We start from the raw sequence: 26129 nt of genomic DNA on the forward strand, positions 1-26129 counted from the left end.
CTGGCGTGTAACGCGGGCCTTAGTTGTGCTTGTGCAGCTCGGCGTTCAGCTCGATGGCGCTCTTGTTGGTCTTGGCCTCAATGCGGCCGGTAAGCGAGTTGCGACGGAACAGCATGTCCGGCTTGCCGGCCAGCTCGGATGCCTTGAGTACGGCGACTTCGTTGTTCTGGTCGTCCAGCAGGGCGACCTTGGAGCTGCCGGTCAGGTAGAGGCCCGCTTCGATGGTGCAACGGTCGCCCAATGGCAGGCCGAGGCCGGCATTGGCGCCCAGCAGGCAGTTTTCGCCCACGGAAATCACCACGTTGTTGCCGCCTGACAGCGTACCCATGGTGGAGCAGCCGCCGCCCAGGTCCGAACCATTGCCAACCACAACGCCGGCCGAGATGCGGCCTTCAACCATGGAGACACCCAGGGTGCCGGCGTTGAAGTTGATAAAGCCTTCGTGCATCACGGTAGTGCCTTCGCCCACATGGGCGCCCAGGCGAATGCGCGCGGCGTCGCCCACACGGATTCCGGCCGGCACTACGTAGTTGGTCATCTTGGGGAATTTGTCGACGGAGTGCACATCCAGCACGCGACCCTGGGCGCGGGCGGCCAGCTGGCGCTTGGGCAGCTCGTCCAGAGCGATGGCGCCCTCGGTGGTCCAGGCGACGTTGGGCAGCTTGCCGAACATGCCGGCCAGATTCAGGCCGTGGGGCTTGACCAGGCGGTGGGACAGCAGGCTCAGCTTGAGGTAAACCTCAGCGGTGGTGGCGGGCTCTGCGTCGGTTTCCAGAATGCAGAGGACCAGCGGCTGGCGCGTGCCTTCGAGAATCTCGACGATTTCTGCCTGATCTTCAGCATCGACCGACAGGAAGGCTGCTTCCAGTGCCTTGAGCTGGGACTGTTCGATTTCCAGCGTCTGGTTGCCGCCGGTATAGCCTGCGGTGCTGCTAATGGCGTTGATCAGCTCGGCCGAGGCGTTGAGCAGAGGGGCGTTGTAGTACACCTCAAGCCATTCACCGCTGGCGGATTTGGTGCCGATACCCAGGCCGAATGCAAAATTTGTCATGCTGTTACTCCGTAATCGTTTGAATAATCGTATGGGGCGCGGGATCAGCCCTGCAGCCAGGCCGCGTAATCGGTGTCCTTGAAACCCAGATGCCGTGCCGTGCCGGTATCCAGCAACGGCCGCTTGATCATGGCCGGCTGCTCCAGCATCAGGCTGATGGCGCTGGCGGCATCAATGTTGTCCTTGACCGTATCCGGCAGGGCGCGCCAGGTGGTGCCGCGCTTGTTCAATAGCGCCTCCCAGCCCAGCTCTTGCGCCCAGCCTTCCAGCTGGGCAGGCTCCAGACCGTCGCTGCGGTAATCGTGAAAGCGGTAATCTATGCCGTTGCTTTCAAGCCACTTGCGGGCCTTCTTGATGGTGTCGCAGTTCTTGATTCCATACAGGCTGATCATGCGGGCTCCGGTTTTTTCAGGCATTCAGGCTTTGAACGTAGGCACGGATACGCAGCGCCGCTTCAACACATTCCTCAACCGTGGCGACCAGTGCCATGCGCACAAAGCCCGCGCCCGGCAGGCGGCCATCGGCTTCGCGGGACAGGTAGCGTCCCGGCAGCACTGTGACGTTCTGCTGCTCGAACAGACCCTGGGCGAAACGGTCATCCTCGATGGGCGTAGGCGCCCAGAGGTAGAAGCCGGCATCCGGCATGCGCACGTCCATCACCGGGGCGAGAATCTCGATGACCTTGCTGAACTTTTCGCGGTACTTGTCGCGGTTTTCCAGCACATGGGCTTCGTCCTTCCAGGCGGCGATGGAGGCCAGCTGATGCTGCACCGGCATGGAACTGCCGTGGTAGGTGCGGTAGCTGAGGAAGGGCATCATCAGGGCGGCATCGCCGGCAATAAAGCCCGAGCGCAGTCCTGGCAGGTTGGAGCGCTTGGACAGACTGTGGAAAACCACGCAGTTGCGGTAGTCATCCCGGCCAAGCTCGGCGCAGACCTGCAGCAGGCCCACCGGAGGCTCGGCTTCATCGAAATAGATCTCGGAGTAGCACTCGTCCGAGGCGATGATGAAGTCGTACTCGTCTGACAGGACAATTAGCTTGGTCAGCACGTCGCGACCGATCACAGTGCCTGTGGGGTTGCCCGGCGAGCACAGGAACAGCAGTTGGCAGCGCTTCCAGACGTCGGCGGAGATGGCGTCAAAGTCCGGAATGAAGTTGCGCTCGGCATTGCAGTTCAGAAACAGCGGCTCGGCACCGGCCAGATAAGCCGCACCTTCGTAGATCTGGTAAAACGGGTTGGGCGACAACACCAGGGCATCGGCCTTGCGTTCAACGGCCGCCTGGGCAAAGGCAAAGATGGCTTCGCGGGTGCCGTTCACCGGGATCACATTGCGCTCGGCGCTCAGGCTGCCAGCGGCAAGCTTGAAGCGGCGGCTGCACCAGTCGGCAATGGTCTGACGCAGTTCAGGCAGTCCGGCGGTGGTCGGGTAATTCGCCAGGTAGCCGATGTTGTCGGTCAGCGCCTTGGCCACGAAGGCCGGCGACGGGTGTTTGGGTTCGCCGATGGACAGGGCTATATGGGCCTTGTCTGCGGGCGGCGTGACCTGCGCCTTCAGGGTGGCCAGCTTTTCGAACGGGTAGGGCTGAAGCTTGTCGAGATCCCGATTCATGGCAAATAATGTCCCTGCTGCTGTTACGGCCTTGAATGGGCCGGGCAATGGATTTAAAAAATGGTACGGGATTATAGCGAATCTGGCCCCGGCGATTAAGCCCTGTATCGCCGGAAGTGGATTTCATCCTACGAACTTCCCACCATTACCACCTATATATCAGAACGGCTCCGATCCCCCTTATGAAGCCGGCGAGCACTGAGGCCATTCGGCGATCAGGCCTGAAGGGGCGCAACAGGGACTGATGCGCCTGCGATGAGGTACATGGATGTACTGTCAGCGCAGCCCGCCGAATGATCTTAGAGCACAGCGAAAAGGCTTCATCGGGGCGTATTCTTCAAGGTAAAAAGTCTGGGATACTTTCTTTGCACGAGCAAAGAAAGTATGTCGCCGAAAGGCGAAATGCAGGCTCGAAAAAATCAGCAGAGCTTTTTTCACTATTGCGGATCCCTGCGAAGGATCCCCCTCCTGTCCCGACTCATCCTTGAACATCAGCCCGCAATTTTAGCTTGAACCCTGAATACCACCCTGGGTCAGGCGTGCGGGATCCAGCAGCTGCGCCAGTTCGTCGTGGCTCATGCCGGTGACTTCAGCCGCGACGTCTACAACGGGGCGGCCCTGGGCATAGGCCTGCTTGGCGATGGCGGCGGCCTTCTGGTAGCCGATGATGGGGTTCAGGGCTGTCACCAGTATGGGATTGCGCGCCAGCGCAGCGCCTATGTTGCTCTCGTTGACGCTGAAGGTGGTAATCGCCTTGTCGGCCAGCTGGCGGGCGGCGCTGGCCAGCAGCGTCTCGCTTTGCAGCAGGTTATGGGCAATGAGGGGCAGCATGACGTTGAGCTCGAAGTTGCCGTGCTGGCCTCCCACTGTGATGGCGGCGTCATTGCCGATGACCTGGGCGGCCACCATCATCACGGCCTCTGGAATCACAGGGTTGACCTTGCCGGGCATTATCGAGGAGCCTGGCTGCAGTGCCTGGAGTTCAATCTCGCCCAGGCCCGCCAGCGGGCCCGAGTTCATCCAGCGCAGATCATTGGCGATTTTCAGCAGTGCACAGGCCAGCGCCTTGAGCTGGCCGGATAGCTCCACCGCCGTATCCTGGCAGGCAAGGGCGCAAAAAAGGTTGTCGGCCGGTTGCAATGTCAGCCCGGACAGAGCGCTGATGTTTATTGCAAAGCGGGCACTGAATTCCGGGTGAACGTTGATGCCGGTGCCCACGGCCGAGCCGCCCTGGGCGAGCTGATGCAGGCGCGAACGGCTGCTCTCAAGCCTTCTAATCGCCAGCTGTATCTGCCCGGACCAGCCGGACATCGATTGCGATAGCTGCACCGGCATGGCGTCCATCAGGTGGGTACGCCCGGTCTTGATCAGGCCTTTGAGGCTATGTGCCTTGCTATCGATACTAACCTGCAAATGGTGCAGGGCCGGCAGCAGGGAGTCATCCAGCACCAGGGCTGCGCTCAGATGAATGGCGGTGGGGATCACATCATTGGAGCTTTGCCCCATGTTGACGTGATCGTTGGGGTCCACCGGTTGTGCGCAATAACTGCTCGCAAGGTGGGCGATAACCTCGTTGGCATTCATGTTGGAACTGGTGCCTGAGCCGGTTTGGAAGACATCCACCGGGAACTGCTGCAGATGCTTGCCAGTGGCAATTTCCATGGCGGCCTGGCGTATGGCAGAGCCGATTTCGGCGTTCAGCAATCCCAGCTCGACGTTGCACTGGGCGGCGGCGGCCTTGATCAGCCCCAGGGCGCGGATAAAGGGTTCGGGCAGTGTCAGGCCGCTGATCGGAAAGTTATCCACAGCGCGCTGGGTCTGGGCGCCGTAGAGGGCGTCGGCCGGCACCTGCAGTGTGCCCATGCTGTCTTGCTCAGTACGGAACTGGCTCATGGCAGGTCTCCTTGCTGAATACATCGGGTGATGTTGCTGCTGGCTTACCTGCTCGCTGCAGGTGTTGTTGCTATAGCTAACGGGTGTTGCTGCTACACCTAACTATAGTTCGCGCTATAGTTGACGGGTCAAAAGTCCGCGGAGATGAAAGCACTGAACGCGGGATGGAAGATCACAGAGGATAACATTATGAATGTTGATATGCGGCTGCACCCCCGGGTACGGGTGGATCTGCCGGCGGAACTGGAACCATTTCGCGGCGACTGTATGGATGTGCGGCTGATTCACCTGAGCCTCAGTGGCGTGCTGGTCGAAGGCAATGCTGAACTCGAAACCTTGCTGGGCGAACGTCCAGGCCTTGCCTCAGGTGTGCCACTGGAGCTGAATCTGCATTTTGGGCTCGAGCAGGCCTCTGTGCACTGCCATTGCCGTTTGATCCACAGCCGGCGTCTGGAAAAGGATCGTTTTCAGATCGGCATGAAAATTCTCAGTATCCCAAACGAGAGTCAGGGCCTGCTGAGTAGCTATATAGAAGCTCAGATGAAGTGAGATGTTGCTGTCATTGGGATCATGCTAACGTAACTTGCGATAAGAGAGCGGCCATGGAGGCCTGAGTAACTAAGGCCTGGGTGGACACACCATATCCCGAAGAGAGGCAGTCAATGCGGACAGAATCAATCAAGGCGCTGAGCGGCACAGGTTTTCATCGGCTCGTGTACCACGAGTGGGGCAGCGCCGAAAACGACCGCGTGGTGGTTTGTGTTCATGGGCTGGCACGTAATAGCCGGGATTTTGACGACCTGGCGCAGGCACTGGCGCGGGATTATCGCGTGGTGTGCCCCGATATTGCCGGGCGTGGCCAGAGCGACTGGCTGAATCCTCCGGCGGCCTATCAGATTCCCCAGTACATGAATGACATGGTGACCCTGCTGGCACGTCTGAATGTCGACAAGGTCGACTGGGTCGGCACCTCCATGGGGGGCCTGATTGGCATCTGTCTGGCGGCATTGCCCAACAGCCCCATTCGCTCACTGCTGCTGAATGACATAGGTCCCTTTGTGCCCAGTGCGGCACTGCAGCGCATCGCCGCCTATCTGGAAGATCGCCGCTTCGACAGTATTGAGGCCTGTGAGGCCTGGCTGCGCCAGACCTACCCGGCGCTGGGCGATCTCAGTGCCCGTCAATGGCGCCGCCTGGCGCAGACGAGCACCCGGGTACTGGCGGACGGCGAGCTTGCTCTGCATTATGACCCTGCCATCGCCGAGAGCCTGCGTTTGACCTGTGATGAGGATGTCGATCTGTGGGCGCTGTGGCAGCAGATCGCCTGTCCGCAGATGCTGATCTGGGGCGAGGAGTCGGATGTGCTGCTAACCGAGACGGTGGCGCGGATGGGGGCAGAAAATCCTGCCATGCAGCTGCTGAGTCTGCCGGGTATTGGTCATGCACCGTCGCTGATGGATAGCCAGCAGATTGAGGCCGTGGTGGCCTGGCTGCGCACCCATCAGCATCTGTGATACAGATCTGGGAGGCTCAAACCCTTAGCCAGTCCCGCTGAAATTGGAGTCTGAATGAGTGTTCTAACCCGCTGGCCAGAGGACCAGTTGTGCCTGAGTGCGGCGCAGCGGCAGGAGGCCGTGCAGGCGTTGCAGCGTGCCTTTGCTTCCACCCTGGCATCGCTCAAGGTGGATATCGGCCTGGTAGAGATGTTTGAGGCCATCTATGTGCCGCTGGCCGCCTGGATCCAGTGTCATCACCGGCGTCAGGGCGCGCCGCTGGTAGTGGGGCTCAATGGTGCCCAGGGCGCTGGCAAGTCCACGCTATCTACGTTGCTGGAGATCACCCTGAACGAAGGCTTTGGCCTGCGCGTGGCGAGTTTTTCCATCGACGACCTGTACAAGACAAGAGCCGAGCGCGAGCGTCTGGGCGCTGAGGTTCATCCGTTGCTGCAAACCCGGGGTGTGCCGGGCAGTCATGATGTGCAGCTGGGTATCGAACTGCTGCAGGCGCTCAAGCGCGGTGAGCACAACGCCGCGACCCGCATACCGGTATTCGATAAATCAATTGATGACCGCTGCCCGGTGTCCATCTGGCGCGAGTGGTCGGGCGGTGCCGATGTGGTTTTGCTGGAGGGCTGGTGCGTGGGGGCCAGGCCCCAGCAGGATACGGCTCTGCTGGAACCGATCAACGCGCTGGAGCGGCAGGAGGATCCGCAGGGTACCTGGCGCAGCTACGTCAATGAGCAACTCAAGGGCCCCTATGCCGAGCTGTTTGCGCTGGTGGACGTGATGCTGATGCTAAAGGTGCCGAGCATGGAGGCGGTGTACGAATGGCGCTCGCTGCAGGAGAAAAAACTGGCCGAGCGCATGCAGTTTCTGCGCGAAGCCGGCGAGTCGCAGGGGCATCTGCGGATTATGGGGGAGGCGGAAATTCAGCGCTTTATCCAGCATTACGAGCGCCTGACCAGGGCCATGCTGGATGAGATGCCCGCGCGTGCCGATGTCACGCTACACCTGAACGACAACCACAAAATCTGCGATATCAGCATCAACCGCCCGTTGGTCGACTGCGGCGACTGAGCCTGTTAGCCGGCTGACAAGGCTAATGCCGTGTCAGATGGGTAGCAATACCGTCGAGGTCACGCCGTGCAGCACCTTGTTGATGGTGCGGTTCTGGGTATCGGCGACGATGCGCGCCATCATGTCCTGCAATGCAATCAGTTTGCCAAAGGTACGGGCAAAGCTCAGATTACCCACACCCACCTCGCTTAAACCGTTGCTGTACAGAAAGGGCTCGCCATTGGCCTGGTGGGCGTTATTCAGTTGCCAGGCGATTTTCTCGAGGTTGCGGGCGCTGTTGTAGAGCTTTTGCTGGTCTATTTCATCCAGCAGAAAAAACTCGTCCTGGCCGTTGTAGGCGCTGTGGATCATGCCGCTGATGCCCACCATCAGCGCCAGTACGCGATCACCCTGAAAGGCGGGATCGAAGGCCAGCGGTACGGCATGGATGCCGTAGCGGTTGTGCAGCTCGTCAAAGCGGGTCTTGCGGGGAAATTCGAATAGCTGATACATGCGCTGCGCCACGGTGGTGCCGGGGGGCGCTTTGGCAAGTTCGCGGGGATTGCGGCGGTAGAGTTTGAGCATCAGCTCACGGCTGAGCCGGTTGACCTCGGCGATATGGGCATCGGTGACCATATCAATATCCGACTTGGCCAAATTGCGCATCTGAAATGGGCGCTCCTGCTGGGGCGTAGCACAGGCACTGAGCCCCAGCGCCAGCAGCAGCGCCAGAAGTATGGGCGGCGATCGCTTCATGGTGTCATTATCCGTTTTCCAGCTCGAGTTTAGTCGGGTCTGCGGTGGTCGGGGAATGTCGCTGCGGTGGCTGGGTTGCGGATGACTGCGGTGCCGCTGCCTCCTGTTCCTTGCGTTCTTTGTCTGCGCCGGGCTTTTTCTCCAGCAGCCGGTAACGACTGCCGTCGCCGGCCCGCTCACCCTCTGGTGGCGACTGGAAGGCGATACCGCCCCCCACCAGGCTTTCCAGTGAGTCGCCGTCGATCTTCAGTCCTTTGGTGAAACTGAATTCGGCGCTGAAACCGCTGATATTCCAGAACTGGCTACCCTGGCGTACCAGGTGGGCGTGCTCGGCCTGGATATGAGCGAAGATATCCACCGACTGACCATCGCCGGTAAGTCTGAATCCGGTGACTTCCCCTACCGGCACCTGGCGGTAGAACACCCGGCTACCCTTTTCCAGGGTACCGAGCTGATCCGCATTGAGCACCAGGTTAAGCCCGTAGCCGCGGGCGCCTTGTGGTGCGCTGGCGGAGGCGACGAAATACTGGTTCGGGTCGGCATCAGTGGCGCCGGGACTGACTTCAACATGGTTGCCGAAGAGGATATCCGCCGGGTTTCTGATGGCGGATAGACGCACTTCTGGCTGCTCAATCCAGAAACGACTGCCCTTGCGGGCCAGAAAGTGTCCTTCGCTGAACAGCACTGCGGTGGCATCAATGGTGCCCTGGGTATCGTACAGTCGTACCTGTTCGATACGCCCCACCTGGAGACCGCGGTAGCGGATGGGAGCACCGGCCTGCAGCTCGCGGTCGGGCGGGAACAGAATGCGTATTTCCAGTCCCTGCTCGACACTGCGCGCATGGTCGGGATACAGCTGGAAACGCGGGCTGGCGCCAAGGGCGTCGCCGCCCTCCGGCGTCTCAAAGGCAATGCCGCCGGTGACCAGACTGGCTAGGGAGTCGGTTTTAACTCTCAGGCCCTGCTGCAGATTAAAGTCCGCCGACACACCGCTGGCGTTCCAGAAGCGCGAGGCGGTGGTAATCAGCCCGCGGTAGGGCTTGTCGATCAATAGCTCGATTTCAACGCTGTCGGCTGCAGGCAATAGGCGGTAGTGGTTGACGTGCCCGACAGTCAGCTGCCGGTACAGCACCGGGGACCCTACGGCGATGGAGCCCAGGCTCTGGGCTTCCAGTTTCACCTTAAGCTTGTCGGCCCGCTCGGCGTAGAGCAGTTTGCCCTGGCCTGAGGCGGCATCGAAATCGCTATACAGTGTGAAGCGCTGACTGGTCTCGGCGGCGCGGGCTTCACGCACATCGGGCGTAAAGAAGCTGATGCCGCCATTGATCAGGGTGTGTAGCGACTCAGTTTGCACTTTAACGCCCTCTAGTCCCGCGGCAAAGCGAACGCCGCTGCTGTTCCAGAAGCGGCTGTGGCTCGCCACCAGGTCGCGATACTGCTCACGGATAACGCCGTGGATCAGCACCTGCTGGCCTTTGTCGATGAGTTCATAGCCGACCACTTCCCCCACCGGTAGCTGGCGAAACAGGATCGGCGAGCCTCGGGATATGGAGCCCAGCTGGTCGGTGGTCAGCTCCACTGCCAGGCCTCCCTGCACTGTTGCCCGCAGGGGGGCTGAAGCCAGTGCGGTAAATCTGAATTGCTCGCTGCCGGTACCGGGCTCCAGGTTGATATAGCTGCCTTTCACCAGTTTGCGCCAGTCGCCCAGGCTATCCAGTGTCAGTTCGGGGCGCTCGAGCCAGAAGCGGGAGCCGCTGCGCAGCAGGTTGCGGGCGCGGGGGTCGATCAGCATCTGCACACGCATCTGGCTGAAATCGTCGCTCAATTGCAGGCTGCGGATACGACCGATGCGGATGCCCTGGCTCATCACGTCGGTGTTTTCGCTGATGGCGGTGGTGCCGGGGAATAGTAGCTCCACTTCTATGCCATTCTCGGCCGCTTCAAAGTCGGAATAGAGTTTGAACTGATCGCCGCTGCTGGCCTGGGGGGATTCGTAGTCTTCGTTGCTAAAGTGAATGCCGCCGGCAATGATGGCTGCCAGGGAGCCAATGCGAATATCCACCTTGGGCAGATCCGCTTTTATCTGGATGCCGCTGGCGTTCCAGAATCGGGAGTTTTTCTTCACCAGATAGGTGTAGCGCGGCTCTATATAGACATCCAGCTGGATGTCGTCGGCCTCGCCTGATAACCGGTAGTCCACCACCTCGCCGACATCGATGTGGCGGTAGTAGACGCGGGAACCGCGGTTGATGGATTCGGCACTGTCGGCGAACAGGGTGATATAGAGGCCATCATCGTTCTTGTCCGGCGGTGGCAGATCGCTGCGGGCGCTGAAATAGCGCGTCGGCACGCCTTCGCCTGGCTTGATGCCGATGTAGTAGCCTGACAGCAGGGTCTCCAGGCCGCGTACACCGGATAGCGAAACCTGGGGTTTGACCAGCCAGAACTCGGTACCCTCGCGCAGCAGCTGCTCAGCCTCGGGTGCGACTTCTATCATGGCAGTTACTGTCTTGAGATCTTCGTTCAGGCGCAGGGATTTCAGGGTGCCGCCGGGCAGACCCTTGTACAGCAGTTTGGTCTTGTTGATTTCGAGCCCTTCGGCCGAGTCGAACACCACTTCTATTTGAATGCCGGCCTCGCGGTAGCTCTTGTAGACCAGCCAGCCTGCGATCAGCGCCGCCAGCAATGGCAGTATCCACACGGCCGATGGGCCGCGGTGGCGACGAACAAGGGCTGGCGTGGGGGGTGTAGCGTCGGTCATTGTACAGCCTCAATAAGGGTGTCGGTGTCAGGCTTAGTGTGGTGTCGGCTTTGTATCATGATCGCGGTGGCTCGCAAACGTCGGTTGTGGACGGGCTTTCATTGCGGGCTGCATTTTCCAGATGGCGATCCCAGATAAGTCGGGTATCAAATTTCTGCGCCGCCATCATGGTGCAGATGACCACCGCCGCAAAGGCCGTGGCACCGTGGTTACCGATGATATGGGTCAGGTTGCCCAGCTGCACCAGCGCCACCAGGATGCCGACGACAAAGATGTCCAGCATAGACCAGCGCCCCACCCATTCCACGAAACGGAACATGAGCATTTTCTGGCGCAGATTGGTGGTCCAGCCGCGCTGCACGCTGAGCAGCAGAATGAGCATGCCGATCAGCTTGCCGACGGGAATCACCACGCTGGCAACCAGTACCACCAGGGCGATCCAGAACAGGCCGTGCTGGGTCAGCTCGATCACACCCTCGATAATAGTGCTAGGGTCGCCGCGGCCCAGGGTGCGGATGGTCATGATCGGTAGCAGATTGGCCGGTAACAGCAGAAACAGGGCCGATGCCAGCAAGGCCCAGGTCCAGCTTAGGGAGTTTGGGGTACGGGCATGCAGTTTGGCGTGACAGCGCGGGCAGGGGGTGCCTTCCAGCGCAGGGGGGCACAACAGGCTGCAGTCGTGACAGCAGATGGGGGCTGCATCGGTTGCCTCATGCTGGCTGTAATCGAGCTGCGGGTGTGACTGGCGTGCGCCAATCAGATGCCAGAACAGATCCTTGTTAAGCATGGTGGAGCTGAGCAGTGTCACCAGAATAAGTGCTACCAGGCTGTAGAGACCAAGGCCGGGTTCAATGGCGGCAACATCAACCAGCTTGACCGCCGACACTGCAATGCCGAGCAGGTAGACCTCCAGCATGCCCCATTCGTCCAGATGCTGGTAGCTGCGCAGTGCCAGTGCTGTACCGCGCCAGTAGCGGCGTCCGTGCAGCGAGGCGCTGACGTAGAGCAGCAGCAGCAGCTTGATCAGCGGCACCAGCATAACAAACAGCAGAATCAGCAGTGCCACCAGCCAGAGGCCATCCTTGTAGAGCGACATGGCGCTGGAAAACACCGTCTGGCTCTGGCGCATGCCCACGGCTTCCAGTGTCAGCAGTGGATACAGATTGGCCGGCACGAACAGTATCAGCCCGGCGACAGCCAGGGCCAGGGTGCGTTCAATACTGTTGATACTGCGGGAAATCAGGGTGGAGCCGCAGCGCGGGCACAGCGCCAGGCTGCCGGGCGGCACCTCTGGCCGGATCAGCAGCAGATCGCAGTCGTGGCAGGCGATCATGTTTTCCATGGTATGGGTCTGTGTCTCCGTAAGGTCGATGGACGTTGTCGCGCATCATAGGCCCGACAGCACCAAAGGCTCCAGTATGCCAGATTCCCCTGCGCTGCCCAGCGCCCCTTCTGCACAGGATGGCACTAAATTATGGCAGCTGTGGTCTTTGCGCTACGGCTTTGCATCATCTATGGCCCGGCCTGAGCCCTTGTGCCTTGAGCCTGATCCGCTATAGTGCTGCGCTTGTCATTATCAGGCCTGCGCCTGCCGGCAAGCGGGCGCGACACAGGGGATTTACATGACCGACAATACAGGTGACTACAAGGCGTTGCGGCGCGAGTATCAGGCCCAGGCGCTGGATAAGGCGGATCTTGCGGCCGATCCGGTGGAACAGTTTGGGCGCTGGCTGAGCGAAATTCGTGTGCTGATGCCCACGGATGCAACCTCCATGACTCTGGCGACGGCTGATGCCACCGGCATGCCGGCGGCACGCATTGTGCTGCTGAAGCATTTTGATGCCGAAGGTTTTTGCTGGTATAGCGATTACCGCAGCCACAAGGGGCAGGATCTGGCCGAGAATCCGCAGGCAGAGCTGATGTTCTACTGGCCGCTGCTGGAGCGCCAGGTGCGTATCTGTGGTGTGGTTGAACGCCTGCCGGATGCGTCGGCCCAGAGTTATTTTGCCGCGCGCCCGCTGGGCAGTCGCCTCAGTGCTGCGGCGTCGCAGCAGAGCGCGGTGGTCGACAGCCGGGCGACGCTGGAGCAGCGGGTCGAGGCCTTGCGCGCTCAGCACGCAGACGAGCAGGTGCCCAAGCCCGCACAGTGGGGCGGTTATCGCCTCCAGCCCCTGGCCTTTGAGTTTTGGCAGGGTCGCGAAAGCCGGCTGCATGACCGTATGCGTTACCGCTTGCAGGACAATGCCTGGATAATCGAACGACTTCAGCCCTGAGGATTGACCATGACGACTTATTTACCCTGTCAAACCCGCGAACCTGAAGGCCCGGTAAGGGCCTGCGTTATCTGGCTGCATGGCCTTGGTGCCGATGGCGGAGACTTTGTGCCCGTGGTGCCCTATCTCGAATTGCCCGCCGATGCCGGCGTGCGCTTCGTGTTTCCCAATGCACCGGTGCGCCCAGTCACGGTAAATGGCGGCATGCGCATGCCGGCCTGGTACGACATTCTGGAAATGAAAATCGACCGCAAGATTGATCAGGCTTCGCTGGATGTTTCGGCGCAGCAAATCGGGGATCTGATCGAGCGTGAGATCGCCAGCGGCGTGCCGAGTGAGCGCATTTTCCTGTTCGGATTTTCCCAGGGCGGCGCCGTGGCCTATCACACAGCACTGCGCTATCCGCGAAAGCTTGGCGGTGTGGCAGCGCTATCAACCTACCTGGCCACGGCCGACCGCATGGCGGCCGAAATGAATGCCGCTAACGCTGAGCTGCCGATTCTGATCTGTCATGGCAATCAGGACGATGTGGTGCCGCTGCAGCTAGGTCTGCGCGCGCGTGAAGCGCTGCAGGGCCTTGGCCTGGCACCGCAATGGCACGACTACCCCATGGCCCATGAGGTCTGCCTGCCCGAGCTGCAGCAGCTGGGCGCCTGGTTAACACAGCATTTGTCTGAAAAGGAATAAACCCATGAAAGTGGCCGAAAATACCGTTGTCAGCTTCCATTACCGCCTGTTCGACGACGAGGGTGTGCTGGAAGTGGATACCCGTGATGGCGATGCTCTGCCGTATCTGCATGGTCGCGCCAACATCATTGTCGGGCTGGAGCAGGCCATGGCGGGGCACCAGGCAGGCGAGACCCTGCGGGTGAAGGTCGCGCCCCAGCTGGGCTACGGTCTCTATGACGATGACAAGGTGCGCACCCTGGAACCTTCCTTCTTTGAGGGGCTGGAGGATTTCGGCATCGGCTTTAGCTGTCAGCTGGAAGATGACGAAGGCACGCTGGAGCTGGCCACAGTAGTGGATATCGACGAGGAAGGCGTCACCGTCGACAGTAATCATCCTTATGCTGGTCGCACCCTGGATTTCGAAATTGAGATAGTCGCTGTGCGCGCCGCGACCGAGGCAGAGATCGCCAGAGGGCGGCTGGAAGAGACAGCCGCATGAGGTCCTTGCTGCGCGCTACATCAGGTGCAGCGCGCTGGCTGCGCCGACCGGCACGGGGCGTTTTTTGGCTGCTGTGCCTTGGCGTATTGCTGGCGGGCTGCAGTCGGGAGCCGGAGTTGCCGTACTTTGCCCCCGGCACCCGGGTGCTGGCCTTTGGCGATAGCCTGACCTTTGGTACTGGCGCTCAGACCGATCAAAGCTATCCTGCGCGGGTGGCCGAGGCGACGGGCTGGGATCTGCGTAACGCAGGTGTACCGGGGGAGCTTGCCGAAGATGGGCTGGTACGGTTGCAGTCATTGCTGCAGGCAGAGTCTCCGGCACTGGTGTTGCTGTGTCATGGCGGTAACAACCTGTTGCGCGGGCAGTCTGAGGAGCTTATCCGTAGCCAGCTGGCCGGCATGATCGAGCTAGCCCAGGCGCAGGGTACGCAGGTGGTCTTGCTGGGGGTGCCCAAACCTACATTACTGGTGAGAACTGCGGGTTTCTACGCCGATCTGGCAGATGAATACGGCCTGGTATATCTGCCTGACGCCATAGCTGACGCCCTGTCCGATCCTGCGCTCAAGTCCGATCAGATCCACCCCAATGCAGCGGGCTACGCCGCTATAGCGGACCAGCTGGTGGCGCTATTGCGCGATTCTGGCGCTCTGTAGGGCCCTCTGTTGGCGTTGAACCAGGGCGACTCCACAGTATTTTCAGGTTTTAGGCGACAATAGTCGGCGGTGCAATGCCGCTGACTACATCTTTTCACGCCACTTCAAATCCCCAATCTGCACATTCAGCCATTCAAAACCGATGCGCCGGGCCACGGCCGCTGCGCCATCCAGGCTCTTGAATTCACGCTCTGACTTGCTGCGCTGCAGATCCAGCGTCACCACCTCATTGTCCTTGGCGACAAATTTGAGCGTCCAGCCCCGTGCCATCGATACCGGAATGGCCTGGCAGGAATCGAATACTCCAGCCTTGAAAAGAAGTTTTATCTCTCTTTCCTGCATTCTCTTAATTCCTATTTGATTAATCATTTATAGATTAGTGATAAGTATATATAGATAGATGATTTATCGCAAGTTTAAGGCGCTGATATAATGTCTTTAAGTTATTGTTATTAAAGGATTTTTAAATTAATTTACAGGTTGTCTTATTGGTTTTTAATGGTATTTGTAAGTCATTGATTTATATAAATAAAATAGCAATAAATAATGCAGGTTTTTAGAACATAAATGCATATATAGATTCTTCAATTTAATATTTTTGATTAATCGTTATATTAATTTTGATTTTTGTCGTGTTGAAGCAACGCGGCTGCCCCATGAACGGGCTCAGCCGGGTCGAAAGAGCAGAGCGGGTAGATGAACTAGAGGGAAAACAGGGAGAAGGCGAACAAAAGGGTAATCAGCGGCCGTCGGTCGGAAGGCGTTAACCAGGCCCTGTATATAACGGGATTACTGCGAAGGCAGAAGAACAAACATCGGGCTGGGGCAGCCGAGTCTGGATTACCAGAACCAGCCGCCGGTGCTGAGGTTGTCTTTGCATTGACTGTACTGGCTGGCATAGCGTTTTGAGCGTTGGTCGACCTTGTTGGCGACGCCGATCAGCCAGGCTTTGCGGTTGTAGCTGCCACTGCGGTACCCGCCCCAGCCCTCGTGGTAGGCCAGATACTGGTTGCGTGCATCCCACTTGGAAACACCGGTTTGTGACTGGGTCTTATGGGTATACCAGCCGACAAAGTCGATGGCATCGGCGAAATTATCCCGGGACGACCAGCCATTGTCAGATTCCCGTTGATAGTCGCTCCAGGTCGTGGTCTTGGCCTGGCTGTAGCCATAGGCGGAGCTGGCCCGGCCGTAGGGAATCAAGCCGAGGAACCAGCGCATTGGGGGGCGGGCATCATGTCGAAAACCGGATTCCTGATACATGATGGCCATGGGCACATGCACCGGCGTGCCCCAGCGCTTGTTCATATCCAGCGCGGCGGCATACCAGTCAGTTTTTTCTTCAAAAATGGCACAAAGATTATCGGGTTTGCGGGGCGGCGAGCTGCTGCAGCCGGCCAGAAGCGAGGCGGCGAGCAGGCAGCACAGGGTGAGTTGTCTGGATGTCAGTGGCATTGAGCAGCCTTTGTCAGATGCTGATTGCTGCCAAGATTACCAGATTATTCAGCGGCTTAGTGGCCGGACATATTGGAAAACAGGTTCAGCACCATCACGCCCGACAGAATCAGGCCTATACCCAGTACCGCGGGCCAGTCGAGGCGCTGCTGATACAGGAACCAGGCAACAATGGTGACCAGTACAACCCCCACACCGGACCAGACCGCATAGGCAATACCTACCGGAAGGGTTCGCAGCGTTAGGGACAGGCACAGAAACGATATGCCGTAGGCGACGACGACCAGCGCCGAAGGGCCTGGTCGAGTGAAACCGTCGGCGGCCTTGAGCGCCGAAGTACCTATAACCTCGGCAACTATGGCAATTATCAGATAGAACCAGTGCATTGCGATCCTCGCCCACTGAAAGGGTTTTTATTGTTGTGCGGCAACGGCCGCCTGCAGGCTATCGAACCCGGCTGCCAATCACAGGTCAGGGGGTACAGATAGCAACAGAGACAATCTGTCGGCCACTGTTAAGGCACCTGTTCCCTGTGCGAGCGCGGCGCCGATCCGACGTAGCGGCCAGCATGCTACACCTGCACCTTTGTGTTCTGCAAATGCACAATCATGGTGCGGCCCTAACAGGGCTCCAAGTCCTCGTTTGCTATCACGCCAGTGTGTGAAGGTATTAAATTCATTTAAAACAATAAGTTAATATTGATCGTAATTCATTATTCATAATTGGTATGGGCTTTGCTCTGTTCCCTGGCAGTCACGCAGACCGGCACAGGTGCAGCTGGGCTGCGTCAACAGAGTTGCTGTCGCACGGATGGCAGTACTTTTACGCATGCAGGGGACCTGACTATGAAAAAGACAGTTATCAGCGCGGCTTTGGCCGTTGGCCTCGCTACTACACCAGTGTGGGCGAGCGAAACCATTGAGCTCAAGGTGCTGGGACAGCCGGGGGCAACCGGGTTGATTCAGCAGGAAAAGGAAAAGCCGTTTTTTGAAAACCTCGCCCAGAGTACCGGGCTGCCTCTGGAGGTGAATTTCAAGCCCCTCGATACCACCGGTATCAAGGATGTGGAAGAGCTGCGTACGCTCAAGTCCGGCTTGTTTGACATAGTTTCACTGCGATTTTCTCAGGTATCGCGGGACGAACCGACCATTCTCGGGCTCGACCTGGTGGGTCTGAATCCGACTTATGAAGCAGGGCTTGCCACTACCAAGGCGTATGGCCCCGTGGTGGATGCGCGCTTGCAGGAGCGCTTCAATACCAAATTGCTGGGCATCTGGCCCTTTGGTCCCCAGGTGCTGTTCTGCAATGCACCTATTACTCAGTTGAGTGATATCAAGGGATTGAAGGTGCGGGTCTATGACCAGAACCTGGCGGCGGTGATCGATTCGGTAGGCGGTATTCCGGTGCCGTTGAGTTTTGGCGAGGTACACCAGAGCCTGGCGCTGGGTGTCGTGGACTGCGCCATTACGGGCCCTAGTTCGGCCAACTCAGCCGGCTGGCCTGAAGTGACAACCCATGTCTTGCCGCTGGGCTTCCAGATGGCGATCAATGGCTATGGCGTCAACCTGAACAGCTGGAGCAAGCTCAACGCCGAACAGCAGGGCACGCTGGAGCAGGCGTTCAGCACTCTTACCGATGATATCTGGCAGTACTCCGAAGAGCTGTTTGAAGATGCCAAGCGCTGCAATGTCGGTCAGGAGCCTTGCCTGTACAACAACAAGTTTGATCTGGTCGAAGTGCCGGTAACGGCCGCGGACATTGCTTTGGTGAAGGATGCGGTTAAGGCCATTTCCTATCCAACCTGGGCTGAAATTTGTGATCAGTCCAACCCTGAATGCTCCAGTGACTGGCGTGCAGCGCTCGGTGCCAGGGTCGGGCTTTAATCGCAGGCGGTTAGCAGCCGGGGTGGCGTTGATGCACTAACGCCACCCCGGCTGCAGCCGGATATCGCTGGGAGAGTGAAGGATGAAGAACACGGAACGCGTGGCCGCATTGCTGTTCGGCGCGATCTTTGTAGGGTTGTCGGTGATGATTACGCTGGAAACTCTGCTGCGAAAACTGTTCAGCACCTCGCTGCAGGGTGTCGATGAACTGGGTGGTTATGCCCTGGCGATCGGTTCGACCATCGCCTTTACCCTGGCGTTACTGGATCGTAATCATATTCGCATTGATCTGATTCACCGCCGCTTGCCTGCGGGTGGGCGTGCGGCCCTGAATCTGCTGTCGGCGCTGCTGCTGGCCGCATTGGCCGTGGTGCTGTGCTGGATGGCCTGGATCGTGATTTTCGAAACTCTGGATTATGGCAGCCGGGCCCAGACACCCTGGGCTACGCCGCTGATTTATCCGCAGTCAGCCTGGTTTGCAGGCTTGCTGCTGTTTGCGCTCTGTGCCCTGACGTTGGCGGGGCGGGCGCTGTGGTTGCTATTGGGAGGGCGGGGGGCTGAATTCACCTGCCAGTTCAGTCCCCGGGGGCTGGATGAGGAGTTGCAGCAGGAGCTGGCTGACCTGGCCCGGCGCAACGGCTCACAGGTCCTGGAGCCCGCTTCGACAAAAACCGCGTCAAAAGTATCCGAGGTGGTTTTATGACCGTAATGCTGGTGTTCGTTGCCTTTGGTCTGATGCTGGGGCTGATTCTGCTAGGTATGCCCATTGCTGTGAGCATGGTGGCGGTGGGCGGTATCTCCGGTGCGCTGGTGTTCGGCTGGCCCTTTATTCAGTCCGCCGGTGCTGTGATCTGGAGTGTGCAGAACGAGAATATTCTGACGGCCATTCCGCTGTTTATTCTGCTGGGAGAACTGATGTTGCGCAGCGGCATCGCCGATAGGATGTATCAGGCGATGGCCGCCTGGCTCGGGCGTCTGCCCGGTGGCCTGCTGCATACGAATATTGGTTGCTGTGCACTGTTTTCGGCCACCTCAGGCTCATCCGTGGCGACCGCCGCCACTATAGGCACAGTGGCATTGCCGCCGTTGCAGGATCGTGGTTACCCCATGCGTCAGGCGCTGGGGAGTCTGGCGGCTGGAGGTACCCTGGGGATTCTGATTCCGCCGAGCGTCAATCTGCTGGTGTACGGCTCCATGACCAATAACTCCATCGGCAAGCTGTTTATGGCGGGTCTGCTGCCTGGGCTGCTGCTGAGCCTGGCATTCATGGCCTATATCTTCTGGAGCAATCGTCACCAGGGTGGCTTGCGTGAAGCCAGCCTGCCGCTGGCCCAAAAGATCAGTGCCTCGGTGGACCTGGTGCCGCCACTGATTATCTTTGGCATTGTCATGGGCAGCATTTACTTCGGCATTGCCACGGCCACTGAGTCTGCAGCGCTGGGTGTGGTGGCCGCGCTCCTGCTCACCTGGCGTGCCGGCCGCCTGAGTGGCGCTTTTCTGGAAGCCTGCTTCATGCAGACGGCGCGAATTACCGGCATGATCATGCTGATCATCACGGCGGCTTTTATACTAAATTTGACGGTCAGCATTACCGGGGTCATTGATGACCTGACGCACTGGGTCAGTGGCTTCGGCCTGTCCCAGATCAGTTTGCTGCTGATTCTGATGCTGTTTTATCTGCTGCTGGGCATGTTCATGGATGTGCTGTCCATGCAGGTGGTAACAATCCCGGTGGTCTACCCGATAATAGTGGCGTTGGGCATAGATCCGGTCTGGTTCGGCGTTTTCGTGGTGCTGATGTGCGAGCTGGGCATGATCACACCGCCGGTGGGCATGAACCTGTTTGTGGTGCAGAGCGTGCGCAAGGACAGCGGCCCAATTGCCGATGTGATGTGGGGCGCTTTGCCCTATGCTGGCATCATGCTGCTGTTCACCCTGTTGCTGATGGCCCTGCCGCAGATCGTGCTCTGGCTGCCGAACCTGATGTGGTGAGCCGTGCCTGGGCTAGTCAGTGGCGAAGGCTGTTCGCAGGGTCTCGATGCGTTTGCGGTTGACGCCCAGATCCGAGTAGCCCAGGCGCGAGGCCGAACGCAGCTGAATCTGTTGCTGTTCGGCATCCAGGCGAAACTCTACATCATCGATAAAGCGCAGCAGCTTACTGCGATAGGTCGCCCACATATAGATATCACTGACGCTTTCAATCTGCCCGCCCTGTGCCTGAACGCGCGCTTGCAGCCGCGCCCAAGCCTGGGGCGCGGGGTCTGAAAAGTTCAGCGGTGCAATCCACTCTGCACTATCGGGATATTCGCTGCCCACGCAATTGGGTGTACCGGGGCAGGGCGCGAGCCGGCCATCGTGCAATCCAAGATCGGAGGGCGGCTGGGAACTGCAGCCGGCCAGGTACAGCAGTGCCGGTATCCACCAGGTCAGTCGGGAATTCTTTTTCATATTGGCCTTCTGTGGGCAGGGCGCCCAGGGCGACCGGCTTCTATGCTTAGGGTTTGTTAAATCCCTATGAATCATAGCAGGCCGGCGGTCCTTGATGTCTGCCAGGGTTTGCACAGGAGGTGAGCATGGTGGTGGATGCCTACGGCGCGGTGGCGCCGGCGCAGATGACGCGACTGCTGGGGCGTAGCAGCGATCTGGGGGCCGGGCTGGTGGTGAACCGTTTATTGCCGCAGCGGGCGCTGCGCATGGTGGGGCCCTGGTGTTTTCTGGATCTGGTGGGGCCTGTGACCTTTGCCCCCGGCACTGGGCTGAACGTGGGGCCCCATCCCCATATCGGCTTGCAGACGGTAACCTGGCTGGCAAGCGGAGCGGTGCTGCACAAGGACAGCCTGGGGTATGAACAGCGCATTGAACCAGGCCAGCTGAATCTGATGACCGCCGGCGCCGGTATTGCCCATTCCGAGGAAAGCCCGCCGGACAGCCAGGATCCCTTGTTCGGGGTACAGTTCTGGGTGGCGCTGCCGCAAAGCGCCGAGTGTTGCGAGCCTGCTTTTGAACATCTGAGTGACCTGCCAAGATTTGAGCGCAATGGCGTGCAGGGCTGCGTGATTATGGGATCTCTGGATCATCTGATTTCTCCGGCGCGCACCTATTCGCCGCTGCTGGCGGTTGAGTTTTTAAGTGATGCTGGTGGTGAACTGGACCAGACGCTGGATCCTGTGTTCGATCATGGCCTCTGTGTGCTGACGGGTGCTGTGACGTTACAGGGGGAGGCCTGTTCAGCGGAACCGTTGCAGGCAGGAGACTTCTGCTTCCTCGGCGGTGGGCGCAGCGGTCTGTCGCTGTCGCTCTCACCGGGTGCGCGTTGCGTTCTGTTGGGTGGCAGGCCCTTTGCCGAGCCGGTTAAACTGTGGTGGAACTTTGTCGCATCTGAAGAAAAAACTATTCGTGCCGCACTTGATGACTGGAATGCGGATCGGCGCTTCCTGCCGGTGCGGGCCTATCAGGGTGCCCCATTGAAAGCGCCGCCCTGGTCTGAAAACTCTCGTTTAAAATAAGCGGGCTGAAATTGCCCGGTTACAATAGCACCAGGAGTGGTCGAGGATGAGAGTGATTCCAGAGTGGTAAAGCTGTTGGCGCTTTTTAGTTCGCATCTGAAGAAAAAACCATTCGTGCCGCACTTGATGACTGGAATGCGGATCGGCGCTTCCTGCCGGTGCGGGCCTATCAGGGGCCGGCACTGAAGGCGCCGCTCTGGTCAGAAAACTCGCGTTTAAAATAATCGCGCTGACATGGCCTGCACGACATGGCCCGCCTGAATAAAGCCGCTGGAGCCCTCTATCTATGAATTCCCATTCTGAACTGCAGGACATAGCCGCGCTGCTGCGCTCGCGCATCGCGTTTATTGCCATCAGCAGTCACGATGAAAAAGGGGTGCAGCAGCTGCTATGCGATCTGGTACGTCATGAGCGTCGGCCGCTGTTCAAATGGAGCCTGACGGAGGGGCTGGCACGTCTGGATATTGAGATGCCGGCGCAGCGGCTGCATGCGCAGCCGGTGGATGCGCTGGGACATATACGCGCGGTGCGCGAGCCAGGAGTCTATATGCTGGCTGATATGCACCCCTTTCTTGATGATCCGCTGCATATACGCCTGCTGAAGGACATTGCCCTGGATGAGCGCCATACCCTGGTGCTGGTAAGTCATGAGGTCAGCATGCCGGCGGAGCTGGAAAAGTTCAGCGCCCGGGTGCGGCTGGCGTTACCTGACGCCGCTGAGCTGGAAGATATAGTGCGTCAGGAGGCGCGTCTGTGGAGCCAGCAAAACGGTACTCAGGTGAAAACCAGCCCCCAGGCGCTGGCATTGCTGGTACGCAATATGAGGGGATTGCCCCGTATCGACGTGCGCCGACTGGCCCGTAATGCGATGGCGGATGACGGCGCCATCACCGCATCTGATCTGCCCCAGGTCACCGAGGCCAAATATCGCTTGCTTGGCAGCGACGGTGTATTGCAGTTTGAATATGACAGCGTGCACCCTGATCAGGTGGCGGGATTTTCGCGCCTGAAACAGTGGCTGGCGACAAGGCGGTCGTTTTTTCTGGGCGAGGTGGGTGCACCTGGCGGACAGCGCCCCCGCGGTGTATTGCTGTTGGGCGTACAGGGTTGTGGCAAGAGCCTGGCGGCCCGCTCGGTCGCAGGCAGTTGGGGTGTGCCCTTGCTGCGCTTTGATGCCGGCGCGCTTTACGACAAATATATCGGTGAGTCGGAGCGCAATTTGCGTGAGGCATTGGCCACCGCCGAGGTGATGGCGCCCTGCGTACTCTGGATCGACGAGATCGAAAAGGGTCTGGCCGCCGGGGAGGGGGATCAGGGCACCTCGCGGCGTATTCTCGGCACTCTGCTGACCTGGATGTCGGAGCAGCGTGGTGCGGTCTTTCTGGTAGCGACGGCCAATGACATAAAGGCGCTGCCACCGGAGTTGGTGCGCAAGGGGCGTTTTGACGAGGTGTTCTTTGTCGACCTGCCAGGAGACCAGGCGCGGGCCGAAACGCTGCGTATTCACTTGCGCCGCCACGGTGCGGAGCCCGGCGAATTCGACCTGGATGCCCTGGTACAGCGCAGTGACGGCTTTTCGGGCGCCGAGATTGAACAGGCCGTGGTCTCGGCTTATTATGCCGCCCATGCCAAGGCCGGTATGTTGGACACGCAAGTGTTGCTGCAGGAACTGGCGCAGACCCGGCCGTTGTCGGTATTGATGGCTGAACCCGTGGCACAGCTGCGGCAATGGGCCCAGAACAGGACGGTGCCCTGCGACTGATTTTGCGCTGCCCTGGGTAGCTGTTATTTCTGCCACAGATGTCTGATGCAAACGGATCTTTCAGGCCGCATTCAGGCGCATTCCGCGAGGATTCATTATGAGCTTCGTCAAGCAGAGGCGCTGCCTGTGCGGCGCCGTGCAGTATCGTATCGATGGCCCGTTCAGGCGCTTTTTAATGTGTCATTGCAGCCGCTGCCGCCATGCTACAGGTTCATCCCATGCCAGCAATCTGTTCTGCAAGCCGGATCAGCTGCAGTGGCTGGATGGAACTGAGCAGGTGCAGCACTTCAGGCTGAATGAGGCTGAGCGCTTTGCGCGCAGTTTCTGTCGTACCTGTGGCGCACCGGTGCCCCATGTGAGTGACGACGGACGCTACGTGCTGGTACCGGCGGGGTCGCTGGATGATGAGCCGGGAATACCACCCGAAGCGCATATCTTCTGCGCCAGTCGGGCCGCCTGGGACGCATCGACAGAAACGCTGCCAGAGTTTGACGATTATCCGAACTGAGCCCGCCCGGCAGTCGTTTGTCTGCTGTCGTACTTTGCGGGTTGATAATCCCCCACGCCAGAGTTTCGTCTCTGGTATTTTAGCCGTGACCGGGTAGCCGGATTTCGAATCATCCGCAGTAGATCAGTGCTAAGTCCGACAGGTTGCTAAGCGCCGTTTTGGGCGCAAGGAAAGGTACAAGCTTGAAACAGCGTTATCTGGAGTTCGACTACCTGCGCGGTATTGCCATTCTGGTGATCATTCTCGGGCATGCGGTCGTAAATGTCGACAGAACGCTGCCGCTTGCGCTGCAGAATCTGTTCGCCGGCGGCACGGCCGTGTTCGTGTTTATCTCGGGCTTTTTCTTTCACAGCGTATTTTATCGTCGCTTTGAGTACGGCGATTTTATGCGCAAGAAAGTGCAGAACGTGCTCTATCCGTTTCTCGTGATTTCGCTGGTGGCGTTACTGCCAATGATGCAGGTCTGGCTTGGCAAGCCAGGCATGACGGTGGCGAAGTTTGTCGAGAATATCTACTGGCAGGTCAACGATGGCTATATTCTATACCCGCACTGGTACATCCCCTTTGTTATGATGCTGTTCGCGCTGTCACCACTGTACATGCTCTTTATCCGCGCCAGCCTGGTGGCGCGCCTGCTCTTGCTGCTGGAATTTGCGCTCATTGCAATGCTCGTGCACCGGCCTTTGGGCAATGCCAATGTGCTGCAGTCACTGGTTTATTTCACGCCCTATTACCTGGCCGGTATCCTGTATTCGATGCACTTCGCTGTGCTCAACAGGCATCATCGGCTGATTTTTGCGGTGTCTCTGCTGGGCGTCTCGCTGTTTGTTGTTCTGCAGACGCTGGTATTCCCGCACCTGGCCAATTATCACAAGGCGGCGCTGACTTTTAACGGTGTCGACCTGATGTTCTGGCAAAAACTCTTTTTGTGCATAGTGTTGCTGGAGTTTGCCAGCTGGCTGACGACGCGACCGGAAAACCCCTGGCTGTTGCAGGTGTCTGCCGCCAGTTTTGCGCTCTTTTTTATCCACCCCATGGTGCTGACACAGGTACATAACCTGCTGTTGCCAGGGCTCAAGGCCATGCATCCAGGAGCTCTGGTTAACCTGGCCGCGAGCCTGCTGTCACTGGTGCTGGCGACGGCGGGTAGCTACGCTGTGGCCAGGCTGGTGCGGCGCCTCTGGCCGCGGCACAGCCGCATGCTGATCGGCTGGTAATGACTCAGCTGTGTCAGCACGGAATCATTTCACCTGAATGGTGATCTTCTCCGACAGCACTGCGGGCTCATGGGGAACGTGTTTCATGTCACCGAGTAGCAGCTGCAGGCTGTGCTCACCGGGCTCCAGGCTGAGTTCCACTTCGGTCTGGCCACCGCCAAAATGCTGCACAGTACCATCCATTGTCATACCGGCCGGTGGTATCTCGGTGCGGTCAATCAGCAGGTGATGGTGACCCGTGCCTGGCTTGTCGATACCGGCCGGTGCCACGCCCATGCCACTGAGACCAAAACGCACCGTAAAGGTCGTGGGCACAGTGTCACCATTGGCGGGCGAAATAATATAGACGCGTGCGCCTTCGGTTGAGGCGGTGGGCGTTTCGGCCTGCGCGAGGGTGGCGCTCAGTGGTGCCAGCAGTGCGACACAAAGCAGGCTTGATTGCAGCAGTGTTGATTTAAGTTGCATAAAAACCATCCATATTTATGGGCTTGTCCAATATAGGGGGCGTCGGAAAGATGCTGCCGACCCGGCTTAGTATGGACCAGATTAGCTAGTGTAGTGTTTCACGCTATATGAAGCTTATAACGGCCCCTTTTTCCGCCATCCTGCGTTGTTCGTTGTCGCCGTAGCCCCACTATGACTCTGCCTCACGCCTTGGCTGGCGAAAAAATGAGCGCGTTCTAAAGCACCACCAAGAGTGCAACACTACACTAGCAGCCTGTCGGGCTTGGCCGGTCGTAGCGAGGGAAAGACCGATTTGAGTTAGTTTTTGAGCTCTTTTGAGGCGAATAGTGGTTCTATTCAACAATAAAGAGAACAAGAAATAACCAAACTCAGGTGGCTCGCAGTAGGTTGAGTATTGTCGGACAGCCTCCTAGTGGTTCTTGCCTTGCGCAGTTTCCCAATGCGTTTCAATACCCAGCTTGGGTGTCCATGATTCAGTCTCACTTCAATCCCTTTGATTCTGTCGCCGTGCCGGTTCTGCAGCCGTTGCCACTGGAACTCTATCGCCGTGCCGGTGTTGATGTCTGGATGTTGCGGCCCGAACAGGTTCATCCCCAGGTCAACGGCAACAAA

At 58.9% G+C, this 26129-nt stretch carries 26 protein-coding genes; 14 read left to right on the top strand and 12 right to left on the bottom strand.

Going from position 1 to position 26129, the window contains the following annotated elements; genetic code table 11:
* Nucleotides 1-19: 19 nt before the first annotated feature.
* The 4 genes from dapD to MPRO_RS21305 all read right to left on the bottom strand — a co-directional run bounded on the left by dapD (nucleotide 20) and on the right by MPRO_RS21305 (nucleotide 4555).
* Complete coding sequence (gene dapD, locus MPRO_RS21290) at nucleotides 20-1051, bottom strand: 2,3,4,5-tetrahydropyridine-2,6-dicarboxylate N-succinyltransferase (protein WP_067298088.1); 1032 nt, start codon at nucleotides 1049-1051, stop codon at nucleotides 20-22.
* Between the two features lie 44 nt (nucleotides 1052-1095).
* Nucleotides 1096-1443 (bottom strand): ArsC family reductase, encoded by a 348-nt coding sequence (locus tag MPRO_RS21295; protein WP_067298091.1) that lies wholly within the window; start codon nucleotides 1441-1443, stop codon nucleotides 1096-1098.
* A gap of 16 nt (nucleotides 1444-1459) precedes the next feature.
* Nucleotides 1460-2662, bottom strand: coding sequence for a succinyldiaminopimelate transaminase (dapC, locus tag MPRO_RS21300; RefSeq protein WP_067298095.1), 1203 nt, complete (start codon nucleotides 2660-2662; stop codon nucleotides 1460-1462).
* A 504-nt stretch (nucleotides 2663-3166) separates the two neighbouring features.
* The gene (locus MPRO_RS21305) at nucleotides 3167-4555 is read right to left on the bottom strand and encodes a class II fumarate hydratase (protein WP_067298098.1); all 1389 of its coding nucleotides are present in this window, start codon (nucleotides 4553-4555) and stop codon (nucleotides 3167-3169) included.
* Between the two features lie 189 nt (nucleotides 4556-4744).
* Between MPRO_RS21305 and MPRO_RS21310 the strand changes: the two genes are divergently transcribed.
* The 3 genes from MPRO_RS21310 to MPRO_RS21320 all read left to right on the top strand — a co-directional run bounded on the left by MPRO_RS21310 (nucleotide 4745) and on the right by MPRO_RS21320 (nucleotide 7131).
* Nucleotides 4745-5104 carry a PilZ domain-containing protein gene (locus MPRO_RS21310; protein WP_067298101.1) on the top strand — a complete coding sequence of 120 codons (360 nt, stop codon included), beginning with the start codon at nucleotides 4745-4747 and terminating at the stop codon, nucleotides 5102-5104.
* Between the two features lie 113 nt (nucleotides 5105-5217).
* Complete coding sequence (locus MPRO_RS21315) at nucleotides 5218-6069, top strand: alpha/beta fold hydrolase (RefSeq protein ID WP_067298105.1); 852 nt, start codon at nucleotides 5218-5220, stop codon at nucleotides 6067-6069.
* A gap of 54 nt (nucleotides 6070-6123) precedes the next feature.
* Nucleotides 6124-7131, top strand: coding sequence for a hypothetical protein (locus MPRO_RS21320; protein ID WP_067298108.1), 1008 nt, complete (start codon nucleotides 6124-6126; stop codon nucleotides 7129-7131).
* Between the two features lie 33 nt (nucleotides 7132-7164).
* On the opposite strand, the gene MPRO_RS21325 is transcribed toward MPRO_RS21320, so the two are convergent.
* The 3 genes from MPRO_RS21325 to MPRO_RS21335 are packed head-to-tail and all read right to left on the bottom strand — an operon-like array spanning nucleotide 7165 to nucleotide 11969.
* Nucleotides 7165-7866 (bottom strand): hypothetical protein, encoded by a 702-nt coding sequence (locus MPRO_RS21325; RefSeq protein ID WP_067298111.1) that lies wholly within the window; start codon nucleotides 7864-7866, stop codon nucleotides 7165-7167.
* A gap of 7 nt (nucleotides 7867-7873) precedes the next feature.
* A complete protein-coding gene (locus MPRO_RS21330; RefSeq protein ID WP_082709033.1) occupies nucleotides 7874-10627 on the bottom strand; it encodes an MlaD family protein in 2754 nt (917 codons plus the stop codon).
* 55 nt (nucleotides 10628-10682) lie between these two features.
* Nucleotides 10683-11969 (bottom strand): PqiA/YebS family transporter subunit, encoded by a 1287-nt coding sequence (locus MPRO_RS21335; RefSeq protein WP_067298118.1) that lies wholly within the window; start codon nucleotides 11967-11969, stop codon nucleotides 10683-10685.
* A 280-nt stretch (nucleotides 11970-12249) separates the two neighbouring features.
* Here MPRO_RS21335 and pdxH point away from each other — a divergent pair, with 280 nt between their 5' ends.
* Genes pdxH through MPRO_RS21355 form a run of 4 tightly spaced genes read left to right on the top strand, consistent with a single transcriptional unit; the run spans nucleotide 12250 to nucleotide 14721 of the window.
* Entirely contained in the window at nucleotides 12250-12900 is a 651-nt protein-coding gene (gene pdxH / locus MPRO_RS21340) for a pyridoxamine 5'-phosphate oxidase (protein ID WP_067298121.1), read from the top strand.
* Between the two features lie 9 nt (nucleotides 12901-12909).
* Nucleotides 12910-13587 (top strand): alpha/beta hydrolase, encoded by a 678-nt coding sequence (locus MPRO_RS21345; RefSeq protein ID WP_067298125.1) that lies wholly within the window; start codon nucleotides 12910-12912, stop codon nucleotides 13585-13587.
* Between the two features lie 4 nt (nucleotides 13588-13591).
* A complete protein-coding gene (locus MPRO_RS21350) occupies nucleotides 13592-14068 on the top strand; it encodes an FKBP-type peptidyl-prolyl cis-trans isomerase (protein WP_067298129.1) in 477 nt (158 codons plus the stop codon).
* A complete protein-coding gene (locus tag MPRO_RS21355; RefSeq protein ID WP_067298133.1) occupies nucleotides 14065-14721 on the top strand; it encodes a GDSL-type esterase/lipase family protein in 657 nt (218 codons plus the stop codon). Before MPRO_RS21350 ends, MPRO_RS21355 begins: the two co-directional genes overlap by 4 nt.
* Before the next feature lie 84 nt (nucleotides 14722-14805).
* Here the strand turns inward: MPRO_RS21355 and MPRO_RS21360 are convergent, their stop codons facing one another.
* From MPRO_RS21360 to MPRO_RS21370, 3 genes are all read right to left on the bottom strand, one after another.
* Nucleotides 14806-15063, bottom strand: coding sequence for a hypothetical protein (locus tag MPRO_RS21360; protein WP_067298141.1), 258 nt, complete (start codon nucleotides 15061-15063; stop codon nucleotides 14806-14808).
* A gap of 498 nt (nucleotides 15064-15561) precedes the next feature.
* A complete protein-coding gene (locus MPRO_RS21365) occupies nucleotides 15562-16176 on the bottom strand; it encodes a transglycosylase SLT domain-containing protein (RefSeq protein ID WP_067298144.1) in 615 nt (204 codons plus the stop codon).
* Nucleotides 16177-16232: 56 nt separating this feature from the next.
* Complete coding sequence (locus MPRO_RS21370; RefSeq protein WP_067298148.1) at nucleotides 16233-16562, bottom strand: DMT family transporter; 330 nt, start codon at nucleotides 16560-16562, stop codon at nucleotides 16233-16235.
* A gap of 459 nt (nucleotides 16563-17021) precedes the next feature.
* Between MPRO_RS21370 and MPRO_RS21375 the strand changes: the two genes are divergently transcribed.
* From MPRO_RS21375 to MPRO_RS21385, 3 genes are all read left to right on the top strand, one after another.
* Nucleotides 17022-18059, top strand: coding sequence for a TRAP transporter substrate-binding protein (locus MPRO_RS21375; RefSeq protein WP_067298153.1), 1038 nt, complete (start codon nucleotides 17022-17024; stop codon nucleotides 18057-18059).
* Nucleotides 18060-18141: 82 nt separating this feature from the next.
* Entirely contained in the window at nucleotides 18142-18762 is a 621-nt protein-coding gene (locus tag MPRO_RS21380) for a TRAP transporter small permease subunit (protein ID WP_082709035.1), read from the top strand.
* On the top strand, nucleotides 18759-20051 hold the full coding sequence (locus MPRO_RS21385; RefSeq protein WP_067298155.1) for a TRAP transporter large permease: 1293 nt from the start codon (nucleotides 18759-18761) through the stop codon (nucleotides 20049-20051). Before MPRO_RS21380 ends, MPRO_RS21385 begins: the two co-directional genes overlap by 4 nt.
* Before the next feature lie 12 nt (nucleotides 20052-20063).
* Here the strand turns inward: MPRO_RS21385 and MPRO_RS21390 are convergent, their stop codons facing one another.
* Nucleotides 20064-20507, bottom strand: coding sequence for a DUF1499 domain-containing protein (locus MPRO_RS21390; protein ID WP_067298158.1), 444 nt, complete (start codon nucleotides 20505-20507; stop codon nucleotides 20064-20066).
* A 125-nt stretch (nucleotides 20508-20632) separates the two neighbouring features.
* Here MPRO_RS21390 and MPRO_RS21395 point away from each other — a divergent pair, with 125 nt between their 5' ends.
* The 4 genes from MPRO_RS21395 to MPRO_RS21410 all read left to right on the top strand — a co-directional run bounded on the left by MPRO_RS21395 (nucleotide 20633) and on the right by MPRO_RS21410 (nucleotide 25052).
* Nucleotides 20633-21565 carry a pirin family protein gene (locus MPRO_RS21395; RefSeq protein WP_067298162.1) on the top strand — a complete coding sequence of 311 codons (933 nt, stop codon included), beginning with the start codon at nucleotides 20633-20635 and terminating at the stop codon, nucleotides 21563-21565.
* A 286-nt stretch (nucleotides 21566-21851) separates the two neighbouring features.
* Nucleotides 21852-23327 (top strand): AAA family ATPase, encoded by a 1476-nt coding sequence (locus MPRO_RS21400; protein ID WP_067298164.1) that lies wholly within the window; start codon nucleotides 21852-21854, stop codon nucleotides 23325-23327.
* A gap of 97 nt (nucleotides 23328-23424) precedes the next feature.
* Entirely contained in the window at nucleotides 23425-23835 is a 411-nt protein-coding gene (locus MPRO_RS21405) for a GFA family protein (RefSeq protein WP_067298167.1), read from the top strand.
* A gap of 182 nt (nucleotides 23836-24017) precedes the next feature.
* On the top strand, nucleotides 24018-25052 hold the full coding sequence (locus MPRO_RS21410; protein WP_067298169.1) for an acyltransferase family protein: 1035 nt from the start codon (nucleotides 24018-24020) through the stop codon (nucleotides 25050-25052).
* A 24-nt stretch (nucleotides 25053-25076) separates the two neighbouring features.
* Here the strand turns inward: MPRO_RS21410 and MPRO_RS21415 are convergent, their stop codons facing one another.
* Nucleotides 25077-25517 (bottom strand): DUF4399 domain-containing protein, encoded by a 441-nt coding sequence (locus tag MPRO_RS21415; protein WP_173645535.1) that lies wholly within the window; start codon nucleotides 25515-25517, stop codon nucleotides 25077-25079.
* Nucleotides 25518-26129: the final 612 nt, after the last annotated feature.

Source organism: Marinobacterium profundum (assembly GCF_001528745.1).
Taxonomy (GTDB): Bacteria; Pseudomonadota; Gammaproteobacteria; order Pseudomonadales; family Balneatricaceae; genus Marinobacterium_A; species Marinobacterium_A profundum.